Source organism: Bacillus sp. GB_SG_008 (assembly GCF_052038115.1).
GTDB lineage: Bacteria > Bacillota > Bacilli > Bacillales > Bacillaceae_G > Bacillus_A > Bacillus_A rhizoplanae.
Genome location: NZ_JBPZSK010000002.1, coordinates 250820 through 272923 on the forward strand (window position 1 = coordinate 250820; position 22104 = coordinate 272923).

19 protein-coding genes and 1 riboswitch are annotated in these 22104 nt (G+C 38.0%); of the genes, 9 read left to right on the forward strand and 10 right to left on the reverse strand.

Annotated elements, in window-relative coordinates; genetic code table 11:
* Positions 1–170: 170 nt before the first annotated feature.
* Positions 171–1043 carry a D-amino-acid transaminase gene (locus ACTDJC_RS06245; protein WP_440602905.1) on the reverse strand — a complete coding sequence of 291 codons (873 nt, stop codon included), beginning with the start codon at positions 1041–1043 and terminating at the stop codon, positions 171–173.
* Positions 1044–1352: 309 nt separating this feature from the next.
* Complete coding sequence (locus ACTDJC_RS06250; protein ID WP_440602906.1) at positions 1353–3329, reverse strand: LTA synthase family protein; 1977 nt, start codon at positions 3327–3329, stop codon at positions 1353–1355.
* Between the two features lie 592 nt (positions 3330–3921).
* On the opposite strand from ACTDJC_RS06250, the gene ACTDJC_RS06255 reads away from it, so the two are divergent.
* Entirely contained in the window at positions 3922–4284 is a 363-nt protein-coding gene (locus tag ACTDJC_RS06255; RefSeq protein ID WP_440602907.1) for a YkvA family protein, read from the forward strand.
* 76 nt (positions 4285–4360) lie between these two features.
* Positions 4361–4852: a metal-binding protein gene (locus tag ACTDJC_RS06260; protein ID WP_440602908.1), complete on the forward strand. Its 492-nt coding sequence runs from the start codon at positions 4361–4363 to the stop codon at positions 4850–4852.
* 221 nt (positions 4853–5073) lie between these two features.
* Here ACTDJC_RS06260 and ACTDJC_RS06265 read toward each other — a convergent pair whose 3' ends face one another.
* On the reverse strand, positions 5074–5607 hold the full coding sequence (locus ACTDJC_RS06265) for a hypothetical protein (protein ID WP_440602909.1): 534 nt from the start codon (positions 5605–5607) through the stop codon (positions 5074–5076).
* Positions 5608–5943: 336 nt separating this feature from the next.
* Positions 5944–6117 (reverse strand): hypothetical protein, encoded by a 174-nt coding sequence (locus tag ACTDJC_RS06270; protein ID WP_440602910.1) that lies wholly within the window; start codon positions 6115–6117, stop codon positions 5944–5946.
* Positions 6118–6625: 508 nt separating this feature from the next.
* Here ACTDJC_RS06270 and ACTDJC_RS06275 point away from each other — a divergent pair.
* On the forward strand, positions 6626–8287 hold the full coding sequence (locus ACTDJC_RS06275) for a lactate permease LctP family transporter (protein WP_440602911.1): 1662 nt from the start codon (positions 6626–6628) through the stop codon (positions 8285–8287).
* A gap of 53 nt (positions 8288–8340) precedes the next feature.
* On the opposite strand, the gene ACTDJC_RS06280 is transcribed toward ACTDJC_RS06275, so the two are convergent.
* Together ACTDJC_RS06280 and ACTDJC_RS06285 are read right to left on the reverse strand one after the other, a co-directional pair.
* Entirely contained in the window at positions 8341–9027 is a 687-nt protein-coding gene (locus ACTDJC_RS06280) for a DUF2642 domain-containing protein (RefSeq protein WP_098310972.1), read from the reverse strand.
* Between the two features lie 65 nt (positions 9028–9092).
* Positions 9093–10451 (reverse strand): arsenic transporter, encoded by a 1359-nt coding sequence (locus ACTDJC_RS06285; protein ID WP_440603055.1) that lies wholly within the window; start codon positions 10449–10451, stop codon positions 9093–9095.
* 203 nt (positions 10452–10654) lie between these two features.
* Positions 10655–10768: riboswitch (TPP riboswitch) on the forward strand.
* A gap of 199 nt (positions 10769–10967) precedes the next feature.
* Here ACTDJC_RS06285 and thiC point away from each other — a divergent pair.
* Together thiC and ACTDJC_RS06295 are read left to right on the forward strand one after the other, a co-directional pair.
* Complete coding sequence (gene thiC, locus ACTDJC_RS06290; protein ID WP_098310973.1) at positions 10968–12728, forward strand: phosphomethylpyrimidine synthase ThiC; 1761 nt, start codon at positions 10968–10970, stop codon at positions 12726–12728.
* 143 nt (positions 12729–12871) lie between these two features.
* Positions 12872–13180, forward strand: a complete 309-nt coding sequence (locus ACTDJC_RS06295; RefSeq protein ID WP_440602912.1) for a hypothetical protein — start codon at positions 12872–12874, stop codon at positions 13178–13180.
* 66 nt (positions 13181–13246) lie between these two features.
* Here ACTDJC_RS06295 and ACTDJC_RS06300 read toward each other — a convergent pair whose 3' ends face one another.
* The 3 genes from ACTDJC_RS06300 to ACTDJC_RS06310 all read right to left on the reverse strand — a co-directional run bounded on the left by ACTDJC_RS06300 (position 13247) and on the right by ACTDJC_RS06310 (position 17633).
* Positions 13247–14605 carry an arsenic transporter gene (locus ACTDJC_RS06300; protein ID WP_098310974.1) on the reverse strand — a complete coding sequence of 453 codons (1359 nt, stop codon included), beginning with the start codon at positions 14603–14605 and terminating at the stop codon, positions 13247–13249.
* 660 nt (positions 14606–15265) lie between these two features.
* A complete protein-coding gene (locus ACTDJC_RS06305) occupies positions 15266–16285 on the reverse strand; it encodes a cytochrome d ubiquinol oxidase subunit II (RefSeq protein ID WP_098310975.1) in 1020 nt (339 codons plus the stop codon).
* Positions 16278–17633: a cytochrome ubiquinol oxidase subunit I gene (locus ACTDJC_RS06310; RefSeq protein WP_098310976.1), complete on the reverse strand. Its 1356-nt coding sequence runs from the start codon at positions 17631–17633 to the stop codon at positions 16278–16280. The genes ACTDJC_RS06305 and ACTDJC_RS06310 overlap by 8 nt, the downstream gene beginning before the upstream one ends.
* A 288-nt stretch (positions 17634–17921) precedes the next feature.
* Here ACTDJC_RS06310 and ACTDJC_RS06315 point away from each other — a divergent pair, with 288 nt between their 5' ends.
* A complete protein-coding gene (locus ACTDJC_RS06315) occupies positions 17922–18065 on the forward strand; it encodes a hypothetical protein (RefSeq protein WP_098310977.1) in 144 nt (47 codons plus the stop codon).
* Between the two features lie 335 nt (positions 18066–18400).
* Here ACTDJC_RS06315 and ACTDJC_RS06320 read toward each other — a convergent pair whose 3' ends face one another.
* Positions 18401–19513, reverse strand: coding sequence for an acyltransferase (locus ACTDJC_RS06320; protein WP_098310979.1), 1113 nt, complete (start codon positions 19511–19513; stop codon positions 18401–18403).
* Between the two features lie 526 nt (positions 19514–20039).
* Between ACTDJC_RS06320 and ACTDJC_RS06325 the strand changes: the two genes are divergently transcribed.
* From ACTDJC_RS06325 to ACTDJC_RS06335, 3 genes are read left to right on the forward strand one after another with little or no spacing between them, the layout of a single operon-like run.
* Entirely contained in the window at positions 20040–20342 is a 303-nt protein-coding gene (locus ACTDJC_RS06325; RefSeq protein WP_098310980.1) for a PTS sugar transporter subunit IIB, read from the forward strand.
* Positions 20343–20356: 14 nt separating this feature from the next.
* Positions 20357–21661 (forward strand): PTS cellobiose transporter subunit IIC, encoded by a 1305-nt coding sequence (gene celB, locus ACTDJC_RS06330; RefSeq protein ID WP_440602913.1) that lies wholly within the window; start codon positions 20357–20359, stop codon positions 21659–21661.
* Between the two features lie 6 nt (positions 21662–21667).
* Positions 21668–21985: a PTS lactose/cellobiose transporter subunit IIA gene (locus ACTDJC_RS06335; RefSeq protein ID WP_440602914.1), complete on the forward strand. Its 318-nt coding sequence runs from the start codon at positions 21668–21670 to the stop codon at positions 21983–21985.
* Positions 21986–22104: the final 119 nt, after the last annotated feature.

The following is a 22104-nucleotide window of genomic DNA, read 5'->3' on the forward strand; positions in this document are numbered from 1 at the left end:
AATTTACCAACTATAAAAATTCTAAGATGGTTGTCGATTGATGTCAATACTTATGAAGAAATCCGAATATCCTAAAAAGGGATAACAAAAAAAAGAAAGGTGCAAAAATGCACCCTTTTTTTGGTTTTATATCCATATATTCCTGTTTTTTGAGGTGTAATTGTCCGCTTTTAAGGCCAAAGGACGTTGGAAGTAGAAAAACTTTGCATAAATGTTTTTTGTAACAATTTTGTGATAGGCCCGACTTGTCCGTTTTGAATAGCAGTCCCATCGAGGTGTGTCACTGGCATCACTTCAAAGGTTGTTCCTGTAAAGAAACATTCATCTGCTTTGTATACATCATGAACACTAAACAATTCTTCTTTCAGGGGAATATGTAATGTATGAGCAAGCGATATAATATATTGCCGAACAATACCGTTTAAAATGAGATGATTGGCAGGGTGTGTATATAGCGTTCCGTTCTTCACAAGAAAGAAGTTAGAGTGGCTTCCTTCAGTGACGATTCCGTTACGAACGAGAAGAGCCTCTTTGCAGCCTTTTCGCTCTGCTTTTGTACTAGCTAATACATTGGGTAGTAAATTTAGTGACTTAATATCGCAGCGCAGCCAGCGGATATCAGGCTCTGTTATGGCGCGAATTCCATATTCAATCCATAAAGCGGGGCGTTCTTTTTTGCGTATGTACGCATAAATAGTTGGAGTTGCATCAAAGGAAAAGGCATGAACACGCGGTTTGACGCCTCGTGAAATTTGGAGATAAATGATGCCGTCTTCTTGAAATTGATTTTTTTCTAGCAGCTCGTATAGGGATGCGATAAGCTCAGCTTTTGAGAGAGAAAGGGTGAGCTCCATTTCTTCCATAGAGCGATATAATCTTGTTATATGTGGATCTAACAAATGCAAGGTCCCTTTATAAACACGAATGACTTCATATACGCCATCACCAAACTGTAGACCGCGCTCTTCTAAGTCAACATGAGGTTGTTCGTTTGTTGTATCAATCATTTTTCCATTCCATAATACAAAGCGTTCATATTTCATGTTTTTCTCCTTCCTTCCCCAAATATTGTCTGCACATACAAATTCGAAGATTGGAAGAAAGAATCCTGCTTTGCAAAAAAAAACAACGTTCTATTACAGAACGTTGTATAAGGAGGGTAGCTTGTATCATAGGGACAAAGCTTACATGTTTTATTATAAAGATGTTTCATAAATTTTATGTAAAATTTTGGTTAAGGTTGTGTAATGATTGCTCAGCGTTTTTCTTGAAAGCTGTTTCTGCATGGTATGTATTTAAGTTGTATATTGTAGAATCATCGATAGATGTTACAACTAGAAAAAAGACGCTGATTACGCAGCGTCTTTTTCTTTATTGTTTTCTTTATCTTTATCTTTATCTTTTTCTTTTTCTTTATTGTTTTCTTTAATGGTTGTTTTGATTGTGCCTGTTTTTACTTTGTTACCTTCATAGAAACGCAGTAAGTCACCTTCAATGATTTGATCTGACATGCGCAATTCATTTTGTGCGCGGTCGATCATTGCTTGTGCTTCGGCTTTTGGCACTTCTGCAACTTGACCTGTCGTACGGTTATAGAACGTATTATTTGTGTAAATGTATTGATCTGTAACGAAGCTTCCATCACGTTGTACGACAAATGGTTTGCGCTCTGGTGCGAATAAATCATGACCAAAGTTAATGTCGTTCGTTGTATCAACACCTAGTAAATGAAGGATTGTTGGTTTTACATCAATTTCTCCAGCAGGTGCTGAAATTGTTTTTCCTTCTGTTTGACCAGGAACGTGAATGAAGAACGGTGTACGTTGTAAGTTCATACGATCAAATTCTGTAATTTCTTGTTTTCCTAAGAATTGTGCCATTGCACGGTTATGGTTGTCAGAAATACCGTAGTGGTCACCATAGAATACAATAACAGAGTTATCGTAAAGTCCCTCTGCCTTTAAATCTTCAACAAAGTGTTTTAACGCTTCATCTAAATAACGAGCTGTTACTACGTAATTGTCAAATACATCGTCACCAGAGTTATATGGCTCAATTAATTTCGTTGCTTCATCATAGTCAAATGGATAGTGGTTTGTTAACGTAAGGAAACGTGTATAGAACGGTTGCTCAATATTTTTTAACATATCCACTGATTGATCAAAGTACTCGATATCTTTTAAACCCCAACCTAGCTTTGTTTCAGGGGTAACCTTGTAGTCTAATTCATTAAAGTAACGATCGTAACCAAGTGCTGGGTACACCATGTTACGGTTCCAGAACGTTGCGTTGTTTGCATGGAATACAGCTGTGTAATAGCCTTGCTCATGCAAGATTTCTGGTGTTGCAACAAATTCATTATTACCATGCGTAAAGAATACAGCGCCGCGATCTAATGGATATAAAGAGTTATCTACAAGAAACTCTGCATCAGATGTTTTACCTTGACCTGTTTGGTGATAGAAGTTTTCAAAGTAATAGCTTTCTTTCGCAAACTGGTTTAAGAATGGTGTTACTTCTTGTCCGTTTACTTTTGCACCAATTAAGAATTGCTGCATGGACTCAAGAGATACAACAATTACGTTTTTTCCTTTTGCTGCACCGAACATATTTGGATCTGGCTTTTCTTGCATTGTTTTCACATAGGTCTCTGCTTCTTGCAGCTTACTGCCATCTGCAAATGCTTTTTGTGAACTTGATTTTGCTTGTAAGCCAAGGTCGTACACTTGGTGTACGTATAAACCCAAGTTTTTAACAAGCATTACACGGTCAAATGAGCGTGTTAATAATTCCGGACGCTCTGCTTCTGCAAGTCCTAAGTTTGCAAAGAAAATGGCAATTGTTGATACGAAATATAGTGATCGCATCGGACGTGAAACACGCTCTGTTTTTGCATAGTCTTTCTTTTTCTTTAAAAGGACTGCGAAGAAGATAATATCGGCAAAAGCGACAACAATTTTGTAGTTAAGGAGTGACTTCACACTAGAGCCAAGACTACCGAAGTTTGACGTTTGTCCAAGTACAGGTAATGTTACAAAGTCGTTATAGAAACCGTAGAACATTACGTTACCAACAAGAATGATGGTAAGGAGAAAGTCAATGCCAAGTGCAATATAGTTTCGTTTTTTCCCTTTTGCAAATAATGCAAGACCCACTAGAAATAATGATGAGGCTAATGGGCTAATAAATAAAATGAATTCTTGCATGAAAGATTCTAGTTTTAAGTCAAAGCTAGTACGTGTAATAATATACGTTTTTAGCCACACTGTGATGGCAATAAAGAATGTAAATCGTACGTTTTGAAATTGTAATTTCAAAGATTCCTTCATCCATTTTCACCCTTTCTCTATCAGGCTTGGTCGATTTTTGAGAGAAACCCGCTAAAATAAAAAATACATAGTTTTCTTTGCCATGGATAGAGTTTTTTCTTTATACATCTATATATGACTTGAACTATGCATACCCTTTTGTTTTCCTGTCATTTTGTATTGTTCCATAAGAACAAAGCCATTTTGTATTATACAACAAAATTTAGCTATTAGGAACACACTCGCATCTTACATTTTTTGTCTTTTTTTCCATTATAGCTGACAGTGAAAACTTTAACATTGGTTTATATGCTCGTCAACTAGAAAATATAACAAATATGGGAAAGAGTCCGTAGAAACGAGGACTTTTTATATTGAGAAAAATTAAAAAATCAACACCAAACACTTGTTCTTTTTCGCTTGTTTGTTATAATAAGAATGCATGATAAGTAACGTTGCCAAGCCAGAACCTACATTAATATTGTATGTATGTGAAGTTTGCTTATGTTGTAAATAAATTCGGCATAATAGAAATAAAGTGAAACTTCTATTAGCAGGGGGTCTTACTGCCCGTGAATAGCGGGGGAAAAGAATAACGAGGGGAGATTTCATGATGAAGGAGAAATTTTCAGTCGAAGCGTTTTGGAATAAAGTAAAACATGTAGCGATTAAGGCGGGGCATTCCGTCATTTATGCTAGTTTGTTACTGTTTTATGTATTGCAGAAACCAGGTGTTCCAAAACGAGTGAAGCTTACGATTATTGGTGCTCTTGCGTATTTTATTGCACCGATTGATGCTATTCCGGATTTTATAGCTGGGCTCGGTTATACAGATGACTTAGGCGCATTAACAGCTGCGCTCGTACAAACTGCTATGCATGTAGATGAAGAAGTGAAAGAACAAGCGCGTACAAAGCTGGGAGAATGGTTTGGTTCTGATGTGGATACGTCACTTATTGATCAAAAATTAGATTAATGTAGTGAGACGTCTATTGGTGTTTTTCCATTAATGGGCAGTCGAACGAGTTAGGATTGAACGGAAGGAATTGGATATGCCATCAGGAAAAACACACACGAAGATAAACTTAGTTTCTCTTCCCATTGTATTATTTATGCTCGGTTCTTACGGGTTAACGAATTTTGATTTTCTTCTTACGTTTACGATTGGATTTATTATTGGGACGTACTTTTTAACACCGGATCTGGATATTCATAGTTCTGCTTACCGAAAATGGGGGTTATTTCGCATCTTTTGGTATCCATATCAAGTTGTAATGCCGCATCGGTCACCACTTACGCACACGATTATTATTGGTGATTTGATTCGTCTTCTTTATATGCTGCTCGTTTTCTCACCGTTTTTATATGTTTTAAATAAAACAGTGCTAGAGGGAAAACTGATAGAGATGGCAAAGGCGCATAAAGTGGCAATTATTATGTTTGTACTGGGCGTTATTGCCGCTAGTGCATTACATATTATCGCGGACGGTGTGAATACAAGGCGTAAAAAAATGATGCGCCGCAAACGAAGAAAAAGAAGATGAAAAAAGTACTCGCACGCTGCGAGTACTTTTTTCTTATATAAAGGATAGTGAAATTTTCCTTTATCCCGCCATTCGCGGGCAGTAAGACCCCCACCTCAAGATTGAGAGACAAGCGAAGAAGATAGGTGGGGGATAACTACTGGCATGCTGGGAAAAAACGCTCCCAGAATGAAGTTTCACTTTATAGTTTTTGCACTGAAAACCACAATCAAAAGCTCTTCTTAAGAAACCTTTGATGAATTATAATGTATGGTTTGTTTGAATTTTTGCCTGTTTGAGTTAAAGCATTTTTCAATTCCAAGGTAGCGGTCTAAACTTAAAACGTAACTGCGTTCTAAAAAGAATAATATTCCAAATGCACTTGTATATAGTGTAAGACTTGTTAAATTCATATTACCTGAGAGAATAAAATTAATATGCATAAAAAGACAAATACAAACAGAAGGAATAATCATTAATCCTACTATCATACATATACCAACTACAATCTGGACGATAGGAATCGTATAGTTAAAGAATATAATATGTTTTAGTGCTATGTATTGAATGAAATCATGATAAAATTCTGGAACATTTGGTTTTTCTAGTGCCATTATTAAGTAATTTTTAAGAAAAATCCCCGGTTCACTAAACCAATGTTTTTCTGTAATTTTTGTTATTCCTGCCAAAAGCCATCCAATACCAAAAAAAACGCGCATTAAAGTAACTAATAATTGAAATAATTGCTTTTCCAGACGCCTTGATAATACATTCATAACATTAAACATCTCCAATCTTGTAAGGGGAAAAGAAGTGCCCTCAAATATTGATAACGATTATCATTATCGAAATTAAATTTAACAATTATGATAACTATTTTCAACGGAAAATGTAGGATAATTTGCAAAAGCTTAGGAAGTGAATTCCCGCTTCAAGATTCGAGAGAGAGGTGAAGGGAATTTTCATACATGAAATGTCATTCCAGTTCTATCAATTAAGTTTAGATCGGGCGAATTATAATGGAATGAAAGCAAGACCGTCTTTTGACGGTCTTGCTTCTTATTTTTCTTTAATTCATGACTCCAACAAATACCCAAACAAATTATTTCGTATTAACGAGCTGTGACATCTTTAGCTGCTTCAGAAATACGGTCAACTGTTGCTTTTCCAGCATTTTCAACAGCATCAACTGCATTTTGTACTGCATCGCTTGCTGCTTCAATTCCGCGTTTTGTGTTATTACGCCCTGCATCAATGGCAGATTGAGTTCGATTTTGCTCAGTCATTTTTTGTCCTCCTAAAATCAGTTTTCGACCTTAGTATAAGAAAATGTCATTTTCCTATTCATACATTAGAAAAACTGCCAATAATCTGGGGTGTGTAACCAAAAAATCCCGTCGGAACACGTTCATCATTTACGGTTGCAGCTCTTTTTTATCCCGCCCAAACAGCCGGTAAGAAGTCAGGCAAGGAAGAGAGACAAACCGTCTGTAAGGACCCGATTGGTTTAACTAATCCTCAACGAGAAAACCGTTCGTTGAGGAAAGTTTCACTTTATTTTAGAAACCTGTAATCATATCACATTTTGTGAAAGGATGAACAAAGAAAATGTGAAAAAAATTCGAAAATAGCATTGTAAATACAGGGAAATATGATAAAGTAGAATTATCAAATATTCATGAAAACGTTTTCTGTAAACGTTTTATTTTTTGGACCTAAAGGTCTGATGACCTGGTTGTCTACTTATAGGATTATAAGTACATGAAAAAGAGACATTAGAAGGGAAGAGAAACTATGAGCACATGGACACAAGTTTATGATCCGCTAGGTAACATTTGGCTTTCGGCAGCAGTTGCAATGATTCCAATTATATTTTTCTTCTTAGCGTTAACAGTTTTTCGTATGAAAGGCTATGTTGCAGGGTTCATTACAGTTTTATTAACAGTTATAATTGCACTTTTTGTTTATAAAATGCCATTTACGATGGCGATAGCAGCAACGGGTTATGGGTTTGCTTATGGATTATGGCCAATTGCGTGGATTATCATCATGTCAGTATTTTTATACAAAATCTCAGTAAAAACGGGACAGTTCGATGTCATTCGTGCATCTGTTCTTTCTATTACAAATGATCATCGTCTACTTGTCATTTTAATCGGCTTCTCATTCGGTGCATTTTTGGAAGGAGCAGCTGGATTTGGAGCACCAGTAGCAATTACAGCAGCGCTTCTTGCAGGGCTTGGTTTAAACCCGTTATACGCAGCGGGGCTTTGCTTAATTGCAAATACAGCACCGGTAGCATTCGGAGCGATGGGTATTCCAATTTTAGTAGCTGGTCAAGTAACAGGTATTGATCCTCATAAAATAGGAGAAATGGCTGGGCATCAATTACCGCTTCTATCATTATTTGTTCCATTCTTTATTGTATTCTTAATGGATGGATTAAAAGGTGTAAAACAAACGTGGCCTGCATTACTTGTAGCAGGCGGTTCGTTCGGGATTACGCAGTTTATTACAGCAACATATCTTGGGCCTGAACTCCCGGATATTACATCAGCACTAGTGAGTTTAGTGAGTTTGGCGCTATTCTTAAAAGTATGGCAGCCAAAAGAAATTTACCGTTCTGGAAAAGGACAAGCAGAAGCAGCGGCGACGGTAGATGCTGGTTCTACAATAAATTTAACAGCAGGAAAAGTTTTGAAAGCGTGGTCACCATTTATTATTTTAACGATAATGGTTGTAATCTGGAGCCAAAAATTCTTTAAAGCTTTATTTGCTCCAGGCGGTGCACTTGAAAGCTTAGTGTTTAAAATTCAAATTCCGGGTCTGCATAATTTAGTGATGAAGGCAGAGCCAATTGTTAATAAACCAACACCATATGAAGCTATATTAAAGATTGATATTTTATCGGCAACAGGAACAGCAATTTTGATTGCATGTATTATTACAATGTTTGTTTTGAAAATGAGTCCAAAACAAGCAGTGGTCACATTTAAAGAAACGTTGAAAGAATTGAAAATGCCAATTTTGTCAATTGGATTAGTACTTGGTTTTGCGTTTATCGCAAATTACTCAGGACTTTCATCGACATTGGCATTAGCGTTAGCAGGAACGGGGAAATTCTTCCCATTCTTCTCGCCATTCCTTGGATGGCTTGGGGTATTCTTAACAGGATCAGATACATCTGCAAACGCATTGTTCTCAAATCTACAAGCAATTACAGCGCAGCAAGTAGGCGTAAGCGAAGTGTTGCTTGTTGCAGCGAATACAACGGGCGGTGTAACTGCTAAAATGATTTCACCGCAGTCCATTGCAATCGCATGTGCGGCAGTTGGACTTGCTGGAAAAGAATCTGACTTATTCCGTTTCACAGTGAAACATAGTTTATTCTTCGTAACAATCATTGGTATTATCACATATATTCAAGCTTATTATTTAACTTGGATGATTCCTTAATAGAAAAAGGGGTGTCTCTTATGATGAGATACCTCTTTTTGTTATTTTTAATTTTAGGATGGAAGATGTACGGTTTTAACGTGATGTAAATTAAAATGAAAACGCTGATTACGTGCTGTAATGAGTTCAATTTGGTTGTCGGTTACTTCAGCTAATTTGCCAATTTTATAACTCTGTATGCCTAGATCAAGTAAAACGATATGTTGTTTTAGTTTTTTCATTTGCTCAGAAAATGTACGTGCAAGTGTAATCTTTGAAGCTGGCGATAAGAGTTTTGTATTTTCTAGTCCGTAAGGCGTTTCTGCTTCCTTATACGGAACGATATATTTTACGTGATGAAAGGGGATGTATAACATTTGATAGACAGGTGAGAGGAAGATAAAATAGTCATTCATAATATGGGTAACATATCCATGTAAGAAGTGTTCATGTGATAGCGCAAGTTCAATAAATTGTCCTTTTGCCACTTGCAATGTTTTTCGCAGTGAAATAGTGGATTCACTTGATATTATGTCTGGCGGTAGTAAAGATTCTGGAATTGCTAGGTTATCAAGTAATGAAGAATCGATGCTTGGGGTTAAATGTTGAATGTGTAAACTAGAGATATACATGTATTTTTCTCCATCATACAATACAATAATATCCGAGCCTTTATCAATCATAATTCCTTCAAATGGAATAATTTCCCTTGACAATGTCACTTGTATGGGCTGATTAATATATTTTTGTAAATGAAGCATAATAATCACCTTTCTCGTAATTACATAATCTCCTCCTTCTAACATAGTGGAAGGAGGGAGATGTTTTAAGATGTGAAGATTAATTTAACCCAATAATATAAACATAGCAGTGTAAAAATGACGGTTGGCGGAATGACAAGAAGTGTAGTTTTTATATAGGTATCCCAACCGATAGTTACTTTTCCTTTTTTCACAATATACATCCACATTAAGCTTGCTAATGTACCAATCGGGAGTAATAATGAGCCCATGTCACTACCGATGATGTTTGCAAGATAAATGGTTTTCAATGTAATAGGATCTAGTCCCATTTCGGTGAGTTCAATTGTGCCAATCATTAAGGCAGGATGGTTATTAAAAATGTTAGAGAGGATAGAGACTAGGCCCCCCATAACAAAAGTGGCATGAAATAAACTACCAGTGATGATTGGCTGAAATGTAGTGATGAGCAGGTTGGTTAAGCCGATGTTATTAAGTCCATACACAATCACGTACATAGAAAATGCGAAAATTAAGACATACCAAGGTGTTTTTTTAATCATATCATGAGGTGGAAGGCGCAGTTTGTACCATCTCCACCCGAGTAAAATAACGGAGCCAATGACTGCTACAATGGCGATAGAAAACTGAAAGAAAGATGCGATAAATAAGCTGATACGAACGCATAAAACAAATAATAGAATTCCAAGCATAAACCTTGTTCGCTTACGATTTTCATCAATTGCGGGACGTGGTTGCAGTGGGTGAAAGGATTTTTTAACGAAATTTTCATCTAAGTATGTCGACAAGACCGGGAGTTTTTTAGGGATTTTTTTCCGAAACACAAGGAATAACAGAAACGACATAAAAAGGAGACCTAACGTAGCGGGAACAAACATCATGGCTGTGTGCATGTATAAGTCCATATCAATAATTCTCAAGGCGATTAAATTCACAATATTGCTTACACCAATCGGCGCGCTTGAGGCAGTGGCGATGAGTGCACCACTTAGTAAGTAAGGTATTTTTTGATCATGTGTGAGTCGCAAATGGTGTAACAAAAGCAGTAAAATGGGAGTTGTAATTAAGATGCTACCATCGTTATTGAAGAATAATGTCATGAGAAAACAAAGAAGATTTGTATACCAAAAGAGGCGAATACCAGAGCTTTTTGCTTTTTTAGCAAGTTGAACGGCGCACCAATAAAAAAAGCCGAAACTCTCTAATACGATTGCCATAACAATGGTAGCCATAATTGTTATGGCGGCGCCAATAATTTTTGAGCTAATATCACCCAAGTCGGTAAGAGAAACTGTACCGCTTAAAATGACAATTACTGCACCAACTGTTGCTGGAATTGCTTCATTCATCCCTTTGGGACGCCAAAAGATGATGAGCGTGGTTCCGAGAAAAGCGAGTATGGTTATTGTAGATTGTAGGTTTATCAACTCTTTCACCCCTGTTCTTATCGTGAAAAGTTTACATAAGACATACGTCCTGCACTGGCTTATATTCTATATGTATGAAGTGCGGATTCGGCTTGTACTGAGTGAAATACCCATTTTTTGAATAAGGAAAAAAATAATATAAATACCTTTGCATTTTTTTGACAATGATGTATGATAAGAGCGTAGTGAAAATTTAATCAGTGATAAACTAGGGGTGCCCAAGAGCTGGGCTGAGAGGGAAGCGTGTTGAAGCTTCTTAACCCTTTGGACCTGATCTGGTTCGTACCAGCGGAGGGAAGTTAACGGCTTTACATAACAATGCCTTATGTTGCCAGGTCCTATTCTTTATTATGGACCTGGCTTTTTTATTTGAGCATATACTAGCCGCTAGTTCTCATCCTGGTCATAAGAAAAGTGGAGCCAACTGTTTAGACGCAAGGGTCTAGGCGGCGAAACTGAATCTAAAGAAAAGCGGAGGTTACTTCGCTAAGACACAGGGGAGGAAACACATTTATGAAACAATCTGTTTCAGCTGAGCAAATTGAGTTGAAGTCAAGTTTACCGGGAAGTAAGAAGGTATATGTAGAGGGTACGCGTGAAGATATGAAAGTACCGATGCGCGAGATTGCACAAAGCGATACAAACGGTGTAACAAATCCATCTATTCGTGTGTATGATACGAGTGGTCCTTATACTGATCCGGATTACAAAGTGGAATTAGAAAAGGGGATTCCAACGCCGCGCCGCTGCTGGATTGTGGAACGTGGAGATGTAGAAGAGTATGAAGGTCGTGAAGTGAAACCGGAAGATGATGGTGTAAAAGTAGCAGCTAAACATACGCCTGTATTCCCGCAAATGGGACGTAATCCGCTTCGCGCAAAAACTGGGGAAAATGTTACGCAAATGCATTATGCGCGTAAAGGTATTATCACAGCAGAGATGGAATATGTGGCGATTCGTGAAGGCGTGGAACCAGAATTTGTACGTAAGGAAATTGCTGAAGGTCGTGCCATTTTACCGGCAAATATTAATCATCCGGAAGCAGAACCAATGATTATCGGGCGTAACTTCCATGTGAAAGTAAATGCGAATATCGGGAACTCAGCTGTATCATCGTCGATTGCAGAAGAAGTAGAGAAGATGACATGGGCAACACGTTGGGGCGCAGATACAATTATGGATCTTTCTACTGGGAAAAACATTCATACGACGCGTGAATGGATTATTCGTAATGCGCCTGTACCAGTTGGAACAGTGCCGATTTACCAAGCGCTTGAAAAAGTAAATGGGATCGCGGAAGATTTAACGTGGGAAGTATACCGTGATACGCTAATTGAACAAGCAGAGCAAGGAGTAGATTACTTTACAATTCATGCTGGTGTACTGCTTCGTTACATTCCGCTTACAGCAAAGCGTGTAACAGGAATTGTATCACGCGGTGGTTCGATTATGGCCCAGTGGTGTTTATATCACCATCAAGAAAACTTCTTATATACACATTTTGAAGAGATTTGTGAAATTATGAAGAAGTACGATGTTTCCTTCTCTCTTGGAGATGGATTACGCCCTGGTTCAATTGCGGATGCAAACGACGAAGCTCAATTTTCTGAGCTGGAAACATTAGGAGAACTTACGCAAATTGCTTGGAAGCATGATGTACAAGTGATGATTGAAGGCCCAGGACATGTACCGATGCATTTGATTAAAGAGAATATGGATAAAGAACTCGACATTTGTCATGGTGCACCGTTCTATACGCTCGGACCGTTAACGACAGACATTGCACCGGGTTATGACCATATTACTTCTGCGATTGGAGCAGCGATGATTGGTTGGTTCGGTACAGCAATGCTTTGCTATGTAACACCAAAAGAACATCTTGGCTTACCAAACAAAGATGATGTTCGTGAAGGGGTTATTACGTACAAAATTGCCGCGCATGCTGCTGACCTTGCAAAAGGTCATAAAACAGCACATCAGCGTGATGACGCTCTTTCTAAAGCGCGTTTTGAATTCCGCTGGCGTGATCAATTTAATTTATCATTAGACCCTGAGCGCGCAATGGAATATCACGATGAAACATTACCGGCAGAAGGAGCAAAGACAGCGCATTTCTGCTCAATGTGTGGTCCGAAGTTTTGCAGTATGAGAATTTCGCATGATATTCGTGAGTATGCAAAGGATAATGATTTAGAAACGACAGAAGCAATCTCAAAAGGTATGAAAGAAAAAGCAGAAGAGTTTAAAGAAACAGGCAGTCAATTATATCAATAATTAGAAAGCATCTTTCTGAACACCTCTTAATCTATGATCATGTGTACCCTAACCTAATATAGATGATAGTCCCCCTGCTGAGCGAGAGCAGGGGGATTTTGTTATACTTTACATAAAAAGCAAGGGAAATCAGAGGGGTAAAAATGAAACAGAAAATTGTTCCTGCTACTGCATTTATATTACAGATTCTTTTTGTTGTTACATTCGTTTTTTTATTGTCACCGAATTATGAGAAACAAATGGATATTATCATAACAGCTGTCAGCACGTTATTTCTTGTGTTTAGTAGTTTTGGCCTTTCTGTATATTCATTTGCGAAGAAGTGGTACCCGAAATTATCGTTTTTCTTTATGATTACATCATGCATGTTGCTTGCTTATTTTATCTTGGCTTTTATTCTTCCCGAGGCGGGGATTCCGCCTTATCTCTGTCACCGATTTACGGAGCGTTAGTATTAATAGAAATAGGAACCTTCCGTATATATTTTGGAGGGTCCCTATAAGGTGTTTTATCCCGCATTAATGGGCAAAAACGAGCTGCACCCAGTAGTATAGGAGGAAGAGTGTTACGATTGTTGTGAGTGGAATGACAATTAAGGAGACACTCAAGTAATCTTTCCATTTTACTTTGATTTTATTTTGTTTCAAGATATACATCCAAATAAGGGAAGCAAGTGTACCAATTGGTAGTAATAATGATCCCATATCGCTACCAATGATGTTTGCGAGGTAGATTGTTTTGAGGGTAACAGGATCTAATCCCATTTCCGTTAAAGTAATGGTTCCAATCATTAAGGCCGGATGGTTATTAAAGAAGTTGGATAGAATTGAAACGAGTCCACCCATCATAAAGCTTGCATGTAATAAACTTTGATTTACGATTGGCTCACATACTTGTACAAGCCAAGCTGTTAATCCAGCGTTATGAAGCCCGTAAATAATGACGTACATGGAAAAAGCAAATATGAGAATGTGCCACGGTGTCTTTTTTAATATATCGACTGGATTTGTTCGTAAATAATACCATCTCCAGATGAGTAGAACGAGAGAGCCAATTACGGCAACAATTTCAATCGGAATCGCAAAGAATGAGGCAACGAAAAGAAGACAACGCATAAGGAAGACAAACAGTAACACTTTTAACATAAATTTTGTGCGTTTGCTTTTTGTATCAACAGAATCTTTCCCCTTTAATGGGTGAAAGTGTTTTGTGAAAAAGACTTCTTCAATGTCATAAGCGGATGTTGGTAGTTTTTCCGGTAATTTCTTTTTCACAACTAGGTACATGAGCCATGACATAAAGATAAGCCCTAACGTTGCAGGTACGAACATCATTGCTGTATGCATATAGAGTGTCATATGAACGATGTTTAATGCGATTAAATTTACAATATTACTAACGCCAATTGGAGCACTAGAAGCAGTTGCAATTAATGCACCGCTTAATAAATATGGAATTTGTTGTTGTGGTTTTAATTGAAGGTTTTTCAAAAGCAGAATTAAAATTGGTGTGGTAATTAAAATACTGCCATCGTTATTAAATAATAGCGTCATGAGAAAACAGAGTAATTGAATGTACCAATATAGACGGTGCCCGGAACCTTTTGCTAAGTTCGCGAGCCGGGCTGCTGCCCAGTGGAAGAAACCAAAACTTTCTAATATAACGGCCATAACGATTGTCGCGATGATGGTGATAGAGGCGCCGCCGATTTTACTAATAATATCGGCAATGTTGCTGCGTGTTACAAGACCGGTAATAATGATAATCCCCGCTCCAATTGCAGCTGGCCATGCTTCGTTTATTCCTCCTGGCCGCCAAAATATAACGACCATGGTGATGACAAAAACAAAAAGTGTAATCCAAATTTCAATACCCATAGCTAGCCTGCCCTTCTTGATTCTTTAGTTTGAACAAGAATATTTCTACTTGTCCACGACCTTATATTTAATCATATTCATATTCTTAAAAGAAGGTATGGGGTATTACACTAACTATTGTAAATATGTGCGTTTGGTACTTTGAGGAAAAGACCTAGTATATAGGGAATTCTAAATGAAAATAGGCACATATCCAGTATGTGCCTATTAGGTATTTATAATAGAAAGGTTATTACAGGCATCTACCTAGTTTTCTTTTGGTAGGTAGACGTGGATGAAAATATGCTACTTATTTCGTGGTAGATGATGTTTGACTAAGAATTTTGTTATCAGTATGGGTATTTGTAATACTGTCTGTAAGAGCCTGATTGGTTCAACTAACCTTCTGGAAAAAACGTTCCCAGAAGGAAGTTTCACTTTACCCCGCTCAAACGGCTGGTAAGAAGTGAACGCAGGAAGAAGAGCAAACCAGCCGTAAGAGCCCGATTGGTTCAACTAATCCTCAACGAGAAAACCATTCGTTGAGGAAAGTTTCACTTTACCCCGCTCAAACGGCTGGTAAGAAGTAACTACAAGAAGGGGAGCAAACCAGCCGTAAGAGCCCGATTGGTTCAACTAATCTATCGTGAGGAAAAGCGTCTCACGATAGGAAGTTTCACTTTATTTTAAAAAAGTTCGATCTTTCAAGAATAAGTTCCAGAAGAAGATGAAGCCTGGTAATAGTATTGCGATACCGACTGCATAGAGAATGAGCAGCGCATAAAACGTTTCTTTCGTTGTAAAACTTGTGAACACAGTCACTTCTGGATAAATAATATATGGAAGGTGTGCAACGCCGTAAGCGTAGCTTGCAAATCCATACTGGGCAACGACAGAAAGAACAGCAATGCGCGGCCAGCCGAGTGTTTCATGTTTTTGGTTTGTCCACCAAAGGGAGGAATAGCCAATGATAAAAAAGATGATCGAGATTGTAAACCATTTGAATTGTTTAATTAATCCTTCCATGAGCCAATGTGTTTCTGGCTCCATTACGACAAGTGCGACGATGGCGGTGACAAGCGTTGCAGGACCGAGCACGATGGCGTTTCTCCGGTAGACACGATATGTATCTTCGGATCCTTGTTCTCTAGCAAAATCAGCGAGAAAGAGCGCTGATAAAAAGAGTTCTGATGTTAAACCAAAGAGCATGTACCAGTATACGACTGGACTTGATAATAACTTTCCATATAATAATGTTTCTTTGCCACCAGTAGTGGTAATGAAGGCTCCTTCTGTTACAGGAAGAACTGTAATTAAGAGAGCTGGAATTAATAGACCGGTAATGCCCGAAATAATGCGCATTATACGCTCATACTTTGGCAAGGAATAAGAAAACACCATAAAAGTACTACGAATTGTAACGAGTATGAGAATTAAGGTAACAGGTAAAAACATTGCGGTTGCGAGTGTAAATGCAGCTTTTGGAAAGAAGCCGAGAAACGCAACAACGACAAAGACTAGAAATGTATTTGTAACTTCCCATGTTGGGGACAAATAGCGATTAGCAAGTTTTCCGGCAAGTGTTGGATGCTTTGCATACACCATCCCCCAAAAGCCGGCCCCAAAATCAATTGAACCTAAAATACTGTATACAAAGACGACAGCCCAGAGAATGATAATAGCAATGCTTGCTTCAGGCATGTGAGTCCCCTCCGTTCGGTTGTAAGTCTTGCTTCAATGGATGGCGCCTAAAGAATGTTCGTAATACGAAGACAGTTAAGATGCCAAGTGCAATGTAAAGTACGACAAATACGACAAATAATGGCCCAACAAAGTCGGCGCGCGTTGCAGCATCTGTTGTACGTTGAAAACCGTAAATCGTCCAAGGCTGCCGTCCGCTACAGCTGAAAATCCAGCCACATTCAATGCCGAGAAGCATAATCGGACCGCCCGCAGCGATTGCCCCTAGCAGCCATTTTGGCAATTGCCCGCCTTTTTTTCGGTAAATGAAGTACCAATATCCAAGTGCAATTGCAGCGACAGCGAATGAAAATGTAGCTGCTCCAACCATTAAGTCAAAGAATAAATGGGTGTAAAAAGGAGGCCACGTGTCTGGTGAAAATTCATTTAATCCTTTTACAACCGTATTTGGAGAAAAACCAACTAACATACTTAACATGTTTGGGAATTCAATGGCGTATTTTAATTCGTGTGTTTCTGGATCGAGAACGCCTCCAACGGCTAGTGGTGCATGTGACTGTGTATGAAATAATGCTTCTGCTGCTGCCAGTTTCTCTGGTGAGTGCTCATGAAGTCCAATCGCAGATTCATGTCCAGAAACCCACATAATCGCGCCTGTAATGAATGTGACCATAAGACCTAAGTACAATCCTTTTTTATGATAAGCAATCTCCCGTGCACTTTTATTTCGTTTTAATAATTTAAAGCCAGCGATAGAAGCAATGACAGCAGCTCCTGTTGCATAGGCGGTAATGACAACATGAACGGAGCTTGTGAAAAAGCTTGGATTAAAAAAGGCTTTCCAAGGATTGACGTTATAGACAGAGCCGTCCGGTGCCATTGAAAATCCGGCTGGTGTATTCATCCACGTATTTGCTGATGTAATGAGTACAGCGGATGCAGTCGCGCCGAGCATAACAAAAAAGAGCGATATTAATCGCATGAATGGTGGTAATTTGTCTGCAGCATAAACGTAAATGGACATGAACAATGCTTCTAGGAAGAAGGCGAAAATTTCAATTTGAAATGGAACGGAAATGACTTGTCCAACAATTTTCGCAAAGCCAGGCCAAAGCAAGGAAATTTGGACGCCTACAATTGTTCCTGTTGGAATGGCAACACCAAGAAGAATCGCAAATGCTTTCGTCCATCTTTTTGCCATCACAGAGTAATCGGAGTCCTTCTTCCAGTGATATAACACTTCACTTATAAAAATCATTAAGGAAAGTCCGATTCCAAGTGTTGCAAAAATAATATGGAAGGCTAACGACGATCCAAAGAAAGCGCGCGATAGTGTAACAGTATCCATGTTTCTACTCCTCTTCGTTTTTGCCATTATTTTCTTACTGGTATGGAAATTTTATTCAAAAAAGTGACAAAAAATATATATGTACTTTAGGAGAGATTATGATATTATAATGTTGAAATCTTCTGAAAATAAAAATTTTTATTTTAGAATTGTGCTTTGAGGGAAAATATTTTATAATGCTTTATGCGAACGCAAGTTCTGTTTGTGGGATTTCTTTACAAACTGTAAGGGAAAAATGCGGATGTGCACTGGATTTAGTCGTTTTCATGAAACGGAGGGAAAGTTTTCATGTATCCAGAAGTCATTAAAAAGATGGCATTTTCGAAAGAGCATAAAGATTTATTGTTGAAGTTATACAATAAGGAAATTACGCGACGTGAATATGATCGTCTCGTACAAGCACTATATCGACCAGCGAAAGAAAGTGTGTAAATATCCATTCATAGTGATTGGATAACTGAATCTCATATTAGTGAAGAAGGCAATCTGAAAAGATTGCTTTTTTATTATGATGGTTAGTTGAACCAATCGGGCTTTTACTGGCAGTTATCCCCCACCTATCTTCTTTGCTTTCTCTGAATCTTGAGGTGGGGGTCTTACTGCTCGTTAATACGGGATAAATAAAAACCATCTTAAAATCTCCTATTAAGATGGCTTTCATTTATAATGCTTTGGATTGATTCTCAAAAGTCAATAATTGAACAGAAGAAATGAATCTATCAAGTAGAGTAGATAGAAAATAACAATCCACCCTTATCTTTTAGTGCTTAAAATGGTCGCTGCAAAGAAAGTGAAGGAGTCGGACCTGTAATCCATTTATGAAACGGAATATAGCTAAACACAATGATTGTTCCTAAAGATAAAATTGCTGTGCAGCTAAATAAGCATATGCTATAAAGAATAGAGTTAGCTGGCAATGCAAAGAAAGACAATAGTTTGACACTTATATTTAAAAAGAAAAAGTGTGCTAAATAAGCCCCGTACGTAAAATTCCCGATAAATCGAAGCCCTTTATATAAGAGAGTACGATACTGTGCAATTGTTACAGATAACGCATATAAAATTATAATTTCACAGACGATGTATACAAACATAGATGGTTTTAAGTACGTTACAACTGTAAGTCGAATCGTATTTGCGCCGTAAAAATTAAAGAGTTGATAATTAATGAATAGAAATAAAGCGAAAAATAAAGCTGTAAAAAGCGGTATGTGTTTAAACACAAATATACGCCAAGCACGCAGAGCAACTGCTGCAATTCCTCCCATAACAAAGTAGAAGGAATAGAATAAGAAAGAGCGATCTGTATAATGCAATGTAGTGAATTTTGTTAATTTCTCTCCGTTAAAAATATAGTGGGAAGAGAACCACATTAATAGAAAATAAATAAGAGCAAAGGCAAATGTGTACCGATATACATCTTTCTTGTTATGGCTACGTTTATGAAACCAATGAAAGACGAGACAAAGAAGCGGGAACAATAAATGAATTTGAAACATCATAACAACATACCAAAGATGAGGTGCTGCTGTTCCGAGTAGAAGGCTACGAATAATTTCCCATAGTGATGGTATCTGTTTCGCCGTAAATAAGTAGACAATGGACCAAAAGAAATATGGCGCAAGTAAGTTTGTTGTTTTTTCATAAATGTACTGTGTATATAACATTTGTTTTGTATATTGACTAATAAGATGAAAGCCGACAATAAAAATAAATGCCGGAGCAGAAAATTTTGCTAGATTAAATAGCATGCCGATAATAATAGACTGCTCAATCGCTAAATTTCCTTGATTCATTGTATATAGTAATGAACTTTGCAAAACAACAGCTAGAAAGGCAATGCTTTGTAGTACTTTAAACTCAGGGGCATTTTGTGTCATTGTTATCATCTCCTATTCCATACATGATTATAGTACAGGAGAGAGGATTGTAATATAGCCACTTTGTGAAACTTGTAACAATTTAGTGACAGCGCATACATTGTATATGTAATAGAAAAAATCCTTCTAGCGAAAATCACGAGAATCGCTTCTATATTAAAGGAATTCATGTTCAATTCCAACCTTAAAGTTTAGTAGAAAGAAATGAGATTTGAAGATCCTCCAATTGATGGGAATTTCATCTATTAGGTGGACTCGCTCGTTGATAGAGAGAATAGCGTGAATAGAGGATTTTTGTTGGTATGCTCGTCATACGAAAATTACCCTAGACATATACATAGGTTAACTTAAACTTATTCCGCTGCCCGCATGCGGTAAGACTCCTGCCTTCAAATTTTGAGAGGTTAAAAAAATAGGTGGGAGATAAGTATTGGCATGTGCCCGATTAATTCAACTAATAATCATGGGAGATGCCTAAAATGATTATGGACAGTTGTAAAGAGTGGGCTAAGAAAGGGGGCATCGTATGAACATTTTGCTTTGCTGTGCTGCTGGTATGTCAACGAGTTTGCTAGTTACGAAGATGGAGAAAGCAGCACAGGCACAAGGTATAGAGGCAAAAATTTGGGCTGTATCTGGATCGGAAGTGCGTAATCATATCGATGAAGCTGATGTATTACTACTCGGTCCACAAGTGCGTTATCTGCTACCGAAAATGAAAGAACTATGTAAAGAGAAAGGAATACCTGTTGATGTCATTCAATCTGTACACTACGGACTTTGTAACGGGGAAGCGGTGTTACAAGCAGCATTGTCAATGAAGTCATAAGGAGAGTGGAGAAGATGACGGGGTTTTTAGAGAGATACGTTATGCCTATAGCTGGAAGAATTGCGGAGCAGCGCCACTTACAAGCTATTCGAGACGGAATTATTTTAACGATGCCTTTCTTAATTATCGGCTCTTTTTTCTTAATTATTAGTGCTTTGCCGATCCCTGGATATCATGAATTTATGGCTAATTTGTTTGGCGATGGTTGGCAAAAAGCATTAGGGTATCCAGTTAGCGCAACATTTAGTATCATGTCTTTAATTGCTGTTTTTGGAATCGCTTACAGATTGGCGGAGCAGTATAAAGTGGATGCATTAGCTGCAGGAGCGTTATCGCTTGTGTCTTTCTTACTCGCAACGCCATTTCAAGTTTCTCATATTATAGAAGGAACAAAGGAAAGTATTATAGTAGAAGGCGTTATTCCAGCTGTACTTATGGGAAGCCAAGGGTTATTTGTGGCAATGATTTTAGCACTTATATCTACAGAAATATATCGCGTCTTTATACAGAAGAATATTGTTATTAAACTGCCAGAAACAGTACCGCCGGCTGTGTCTCGTTCGTTTACTGCACTTATTCCTGGTTTTATTGTCGTAACAGTTGTTTGGATTTTACGATTAATGATGGAACATACTTCATTTGGAAGTATTCATAATATTGTTGGACAATTATTACAAGCGCCGCTTAGTGAAATTGGTGCTAGTTTGTTTGGGGCTGTGGTCGCTGTTATTCTTGTTCATGTATTATGGGCATGCGGAATTCACGGAGCGGCAATTGTTGGCGGAGTTATGGGTCCAATTTGGCTCTCATTAATGGATCAAAACCGCGTTGCCTTTCAAGCTGGGCATACTTTACCAAATACGGTTACACAGCAATTTTTTGATCTTTGGATTTATATGGGAGGGTCTGGTGCAACACTGGCACTCGTTGTCGCGATGTTATTATTCGCACAAAGTCAGCAGCTAAAAAGCTTGGGCAGATTATCAATCGCACCAGGTATTTTTAATATTAATGAAATGGTGACTTTTGGGATGCCAATTGTATTAAATCCGCTTCTTCTCATTCCATTTATTCTAGTTCCTGTTGTCTTAACGATTGTGACGTACTTTGCGATGGAATGGGGCCTTGCCGCGCGGCCAAGCGGAGCAGCTGTACCGTGGACAACACCGATTATTTTTAGCGGTTATTTAGCAACGGGCGGCAAGGTTTCAGGAATTGTTATGCAGTTAGTAAACTTCTGCTTAGCGTTTCTAATCTACTTTCCATTCTTAAAAATATGGGATAAGCAAAAGCTAGCAGAAGAAAAGGGGGAGCAATAGAGAGACATGGATACATTAGAGACAATGGCTTTTCATTTAATTTTACACGGGGGAAATGCCAGAAGCTCAGCGATGGAGGCAATTCAATTTGCGAAGGAAGGAAAGCTTCCCGAAGCGGAAGAAAAGCTGCAGGAAGCAGCCAGCGAGTTAAAAGAAGCGCATCGCTTGCAAACAACGTTGATTCAACAAGAAGCAGGCGGCGAAAAGGTCGAACTCAGCTTACTGTTCGTTCACGCCCAGGATCACTTGATGAATGCTATAACAATAAAGGAACTAGCGAGTGAGTTTGTTGATTTATATAGGAAGATGCTAGATGGGAAATAGGCCTTGCATGTGCAAGGTCTTTTTTATGCGTAGAAAACAGCAAGTTAAACAAATAACGGGACCGCTTATGTACATATCCATTTATTTTTTCCACATTTATGTAAAAATGAAATGGAAAA

Coding starts and splice junctions, on each gene's coding strand:
- ACTDJC_RS06300 (WP_098310974.1), bottom strand. CDS start 14,605: ATGGGTATTGAAATTTGGATTACACTTTTTGTTTTTGTCATCACCATG.
- ACTDJC_RS06315 (WP_098310977.1), top strand. CDS start 17,922: ATGTATCCAGAAGTCATTAAAAAGATGGCATTTTCGAAAGAGCATAAA.
- ACTDJC_RS06325 (WP_098310980.1), top strand. CDS start 20,040: ATGAACATTTTGCTTTGCTGTGCTGCTGGTATGTCAACGAGTTTGCTA.
- ACTDJC_RS06335 (WP_440602914.1), top strand. CDS start 21,668: ATGGATACATTAGAGACAATGGCTTTTCATTTAATTTTACACGGGGGA.
- ACTDJC_RS06295 (WP_440602912.1), top strand. CDS start 12,872: ATGAAACAGAAAATTGTTCCTGCTACTGCATTTATATTACAGATTCTT.
- ACTDJC_RS06310 (WP_098310976.1), bottom strand. CDS start 17,633: ATGGATACTGTTACACTATCGCGCGCTTTCTTTGGATCGTCGTTAGCC.
- ACTDJC_RS06305 (WP_098310975.1), bottom strand. CDS start 16,285: ATGCCTGAAGCAAGCATTGCTATTATCATTCTCTGGGCTGTCGTCTTT.
- ACTDJC_RS06265 (WP_440602909.1), bottom strand. CDS start 5,607: ATGAATGTATTATCAAGGCGTCTGGAAAAGCAATTATTTCAATTATTA.
- ACTDJC_RS06255 (WP_440602907.1), top strand. CDS start 3,922: ATGAAGGAGAAATTTTCAGTCGAAGCGTTTTGGAATAAAGTAAAACAT.
- ACTDJC_RS06260 (WP_440602908.1), top strand. CDS start 4,361: ATGCCATCAGGAAAAACACACACGAAGATAAACTTAGTTTCTCTTCCC.
- ACTDJC_RS06320 (WP_098310979.1), bottom strand. CDS start 19,513: ATGACACAAAATGCCCCTGAGTTTAAAGTACTACAAAGCATTGCCTTT.
- ACTDJC_RS06280 (WP_098310972.1), bottom strand. CDS start 9,027: ATGCTTCATTTACAAAAATATATTAATCAGCCCATACAAGTGACATTG.
- ACTDJC_RS06275 (WP_440602911.1), top strand. CDS start 6,626: ATGAGCACATGGACACAAGTTTATGATCCGCTAGGTAACATTTGGCTT.
- ACTDJC_RS06245 (WP_440602905.1), bottom strand. CDS start 1,043: ATGAAATATGAACGCTTTGTATTATGGAATGGAAAAATGATTGATACA.
- celB (WP_440602913.1), top strand. CDS start 20,357: ATGACGGGGTTTTTAGAGAGATACGTTATGCCTATAGCTGGAAGAATT.
- ACTDJC_RS06250 (WP_440602906.1), bottom strand. CDS start 3,329: ATGAAGGAATCTTTGAAATTACAATTTCAAAACGTACGATTTACATTC.
- thiC (WP_098310973.1), top strand. CDS start 10,968: ATGAAACAATCTGTTTCAGCTGAGCAAATTGAGTTGAAGTCAAGTTTA.
- ACTDJC_RS06270 (WP_440602910.1), bottom strand. CDS start 6,117: ATGACTGAGCAAAATCGAACTCAATCTGCCATTGATGCAGGGCGTAAT.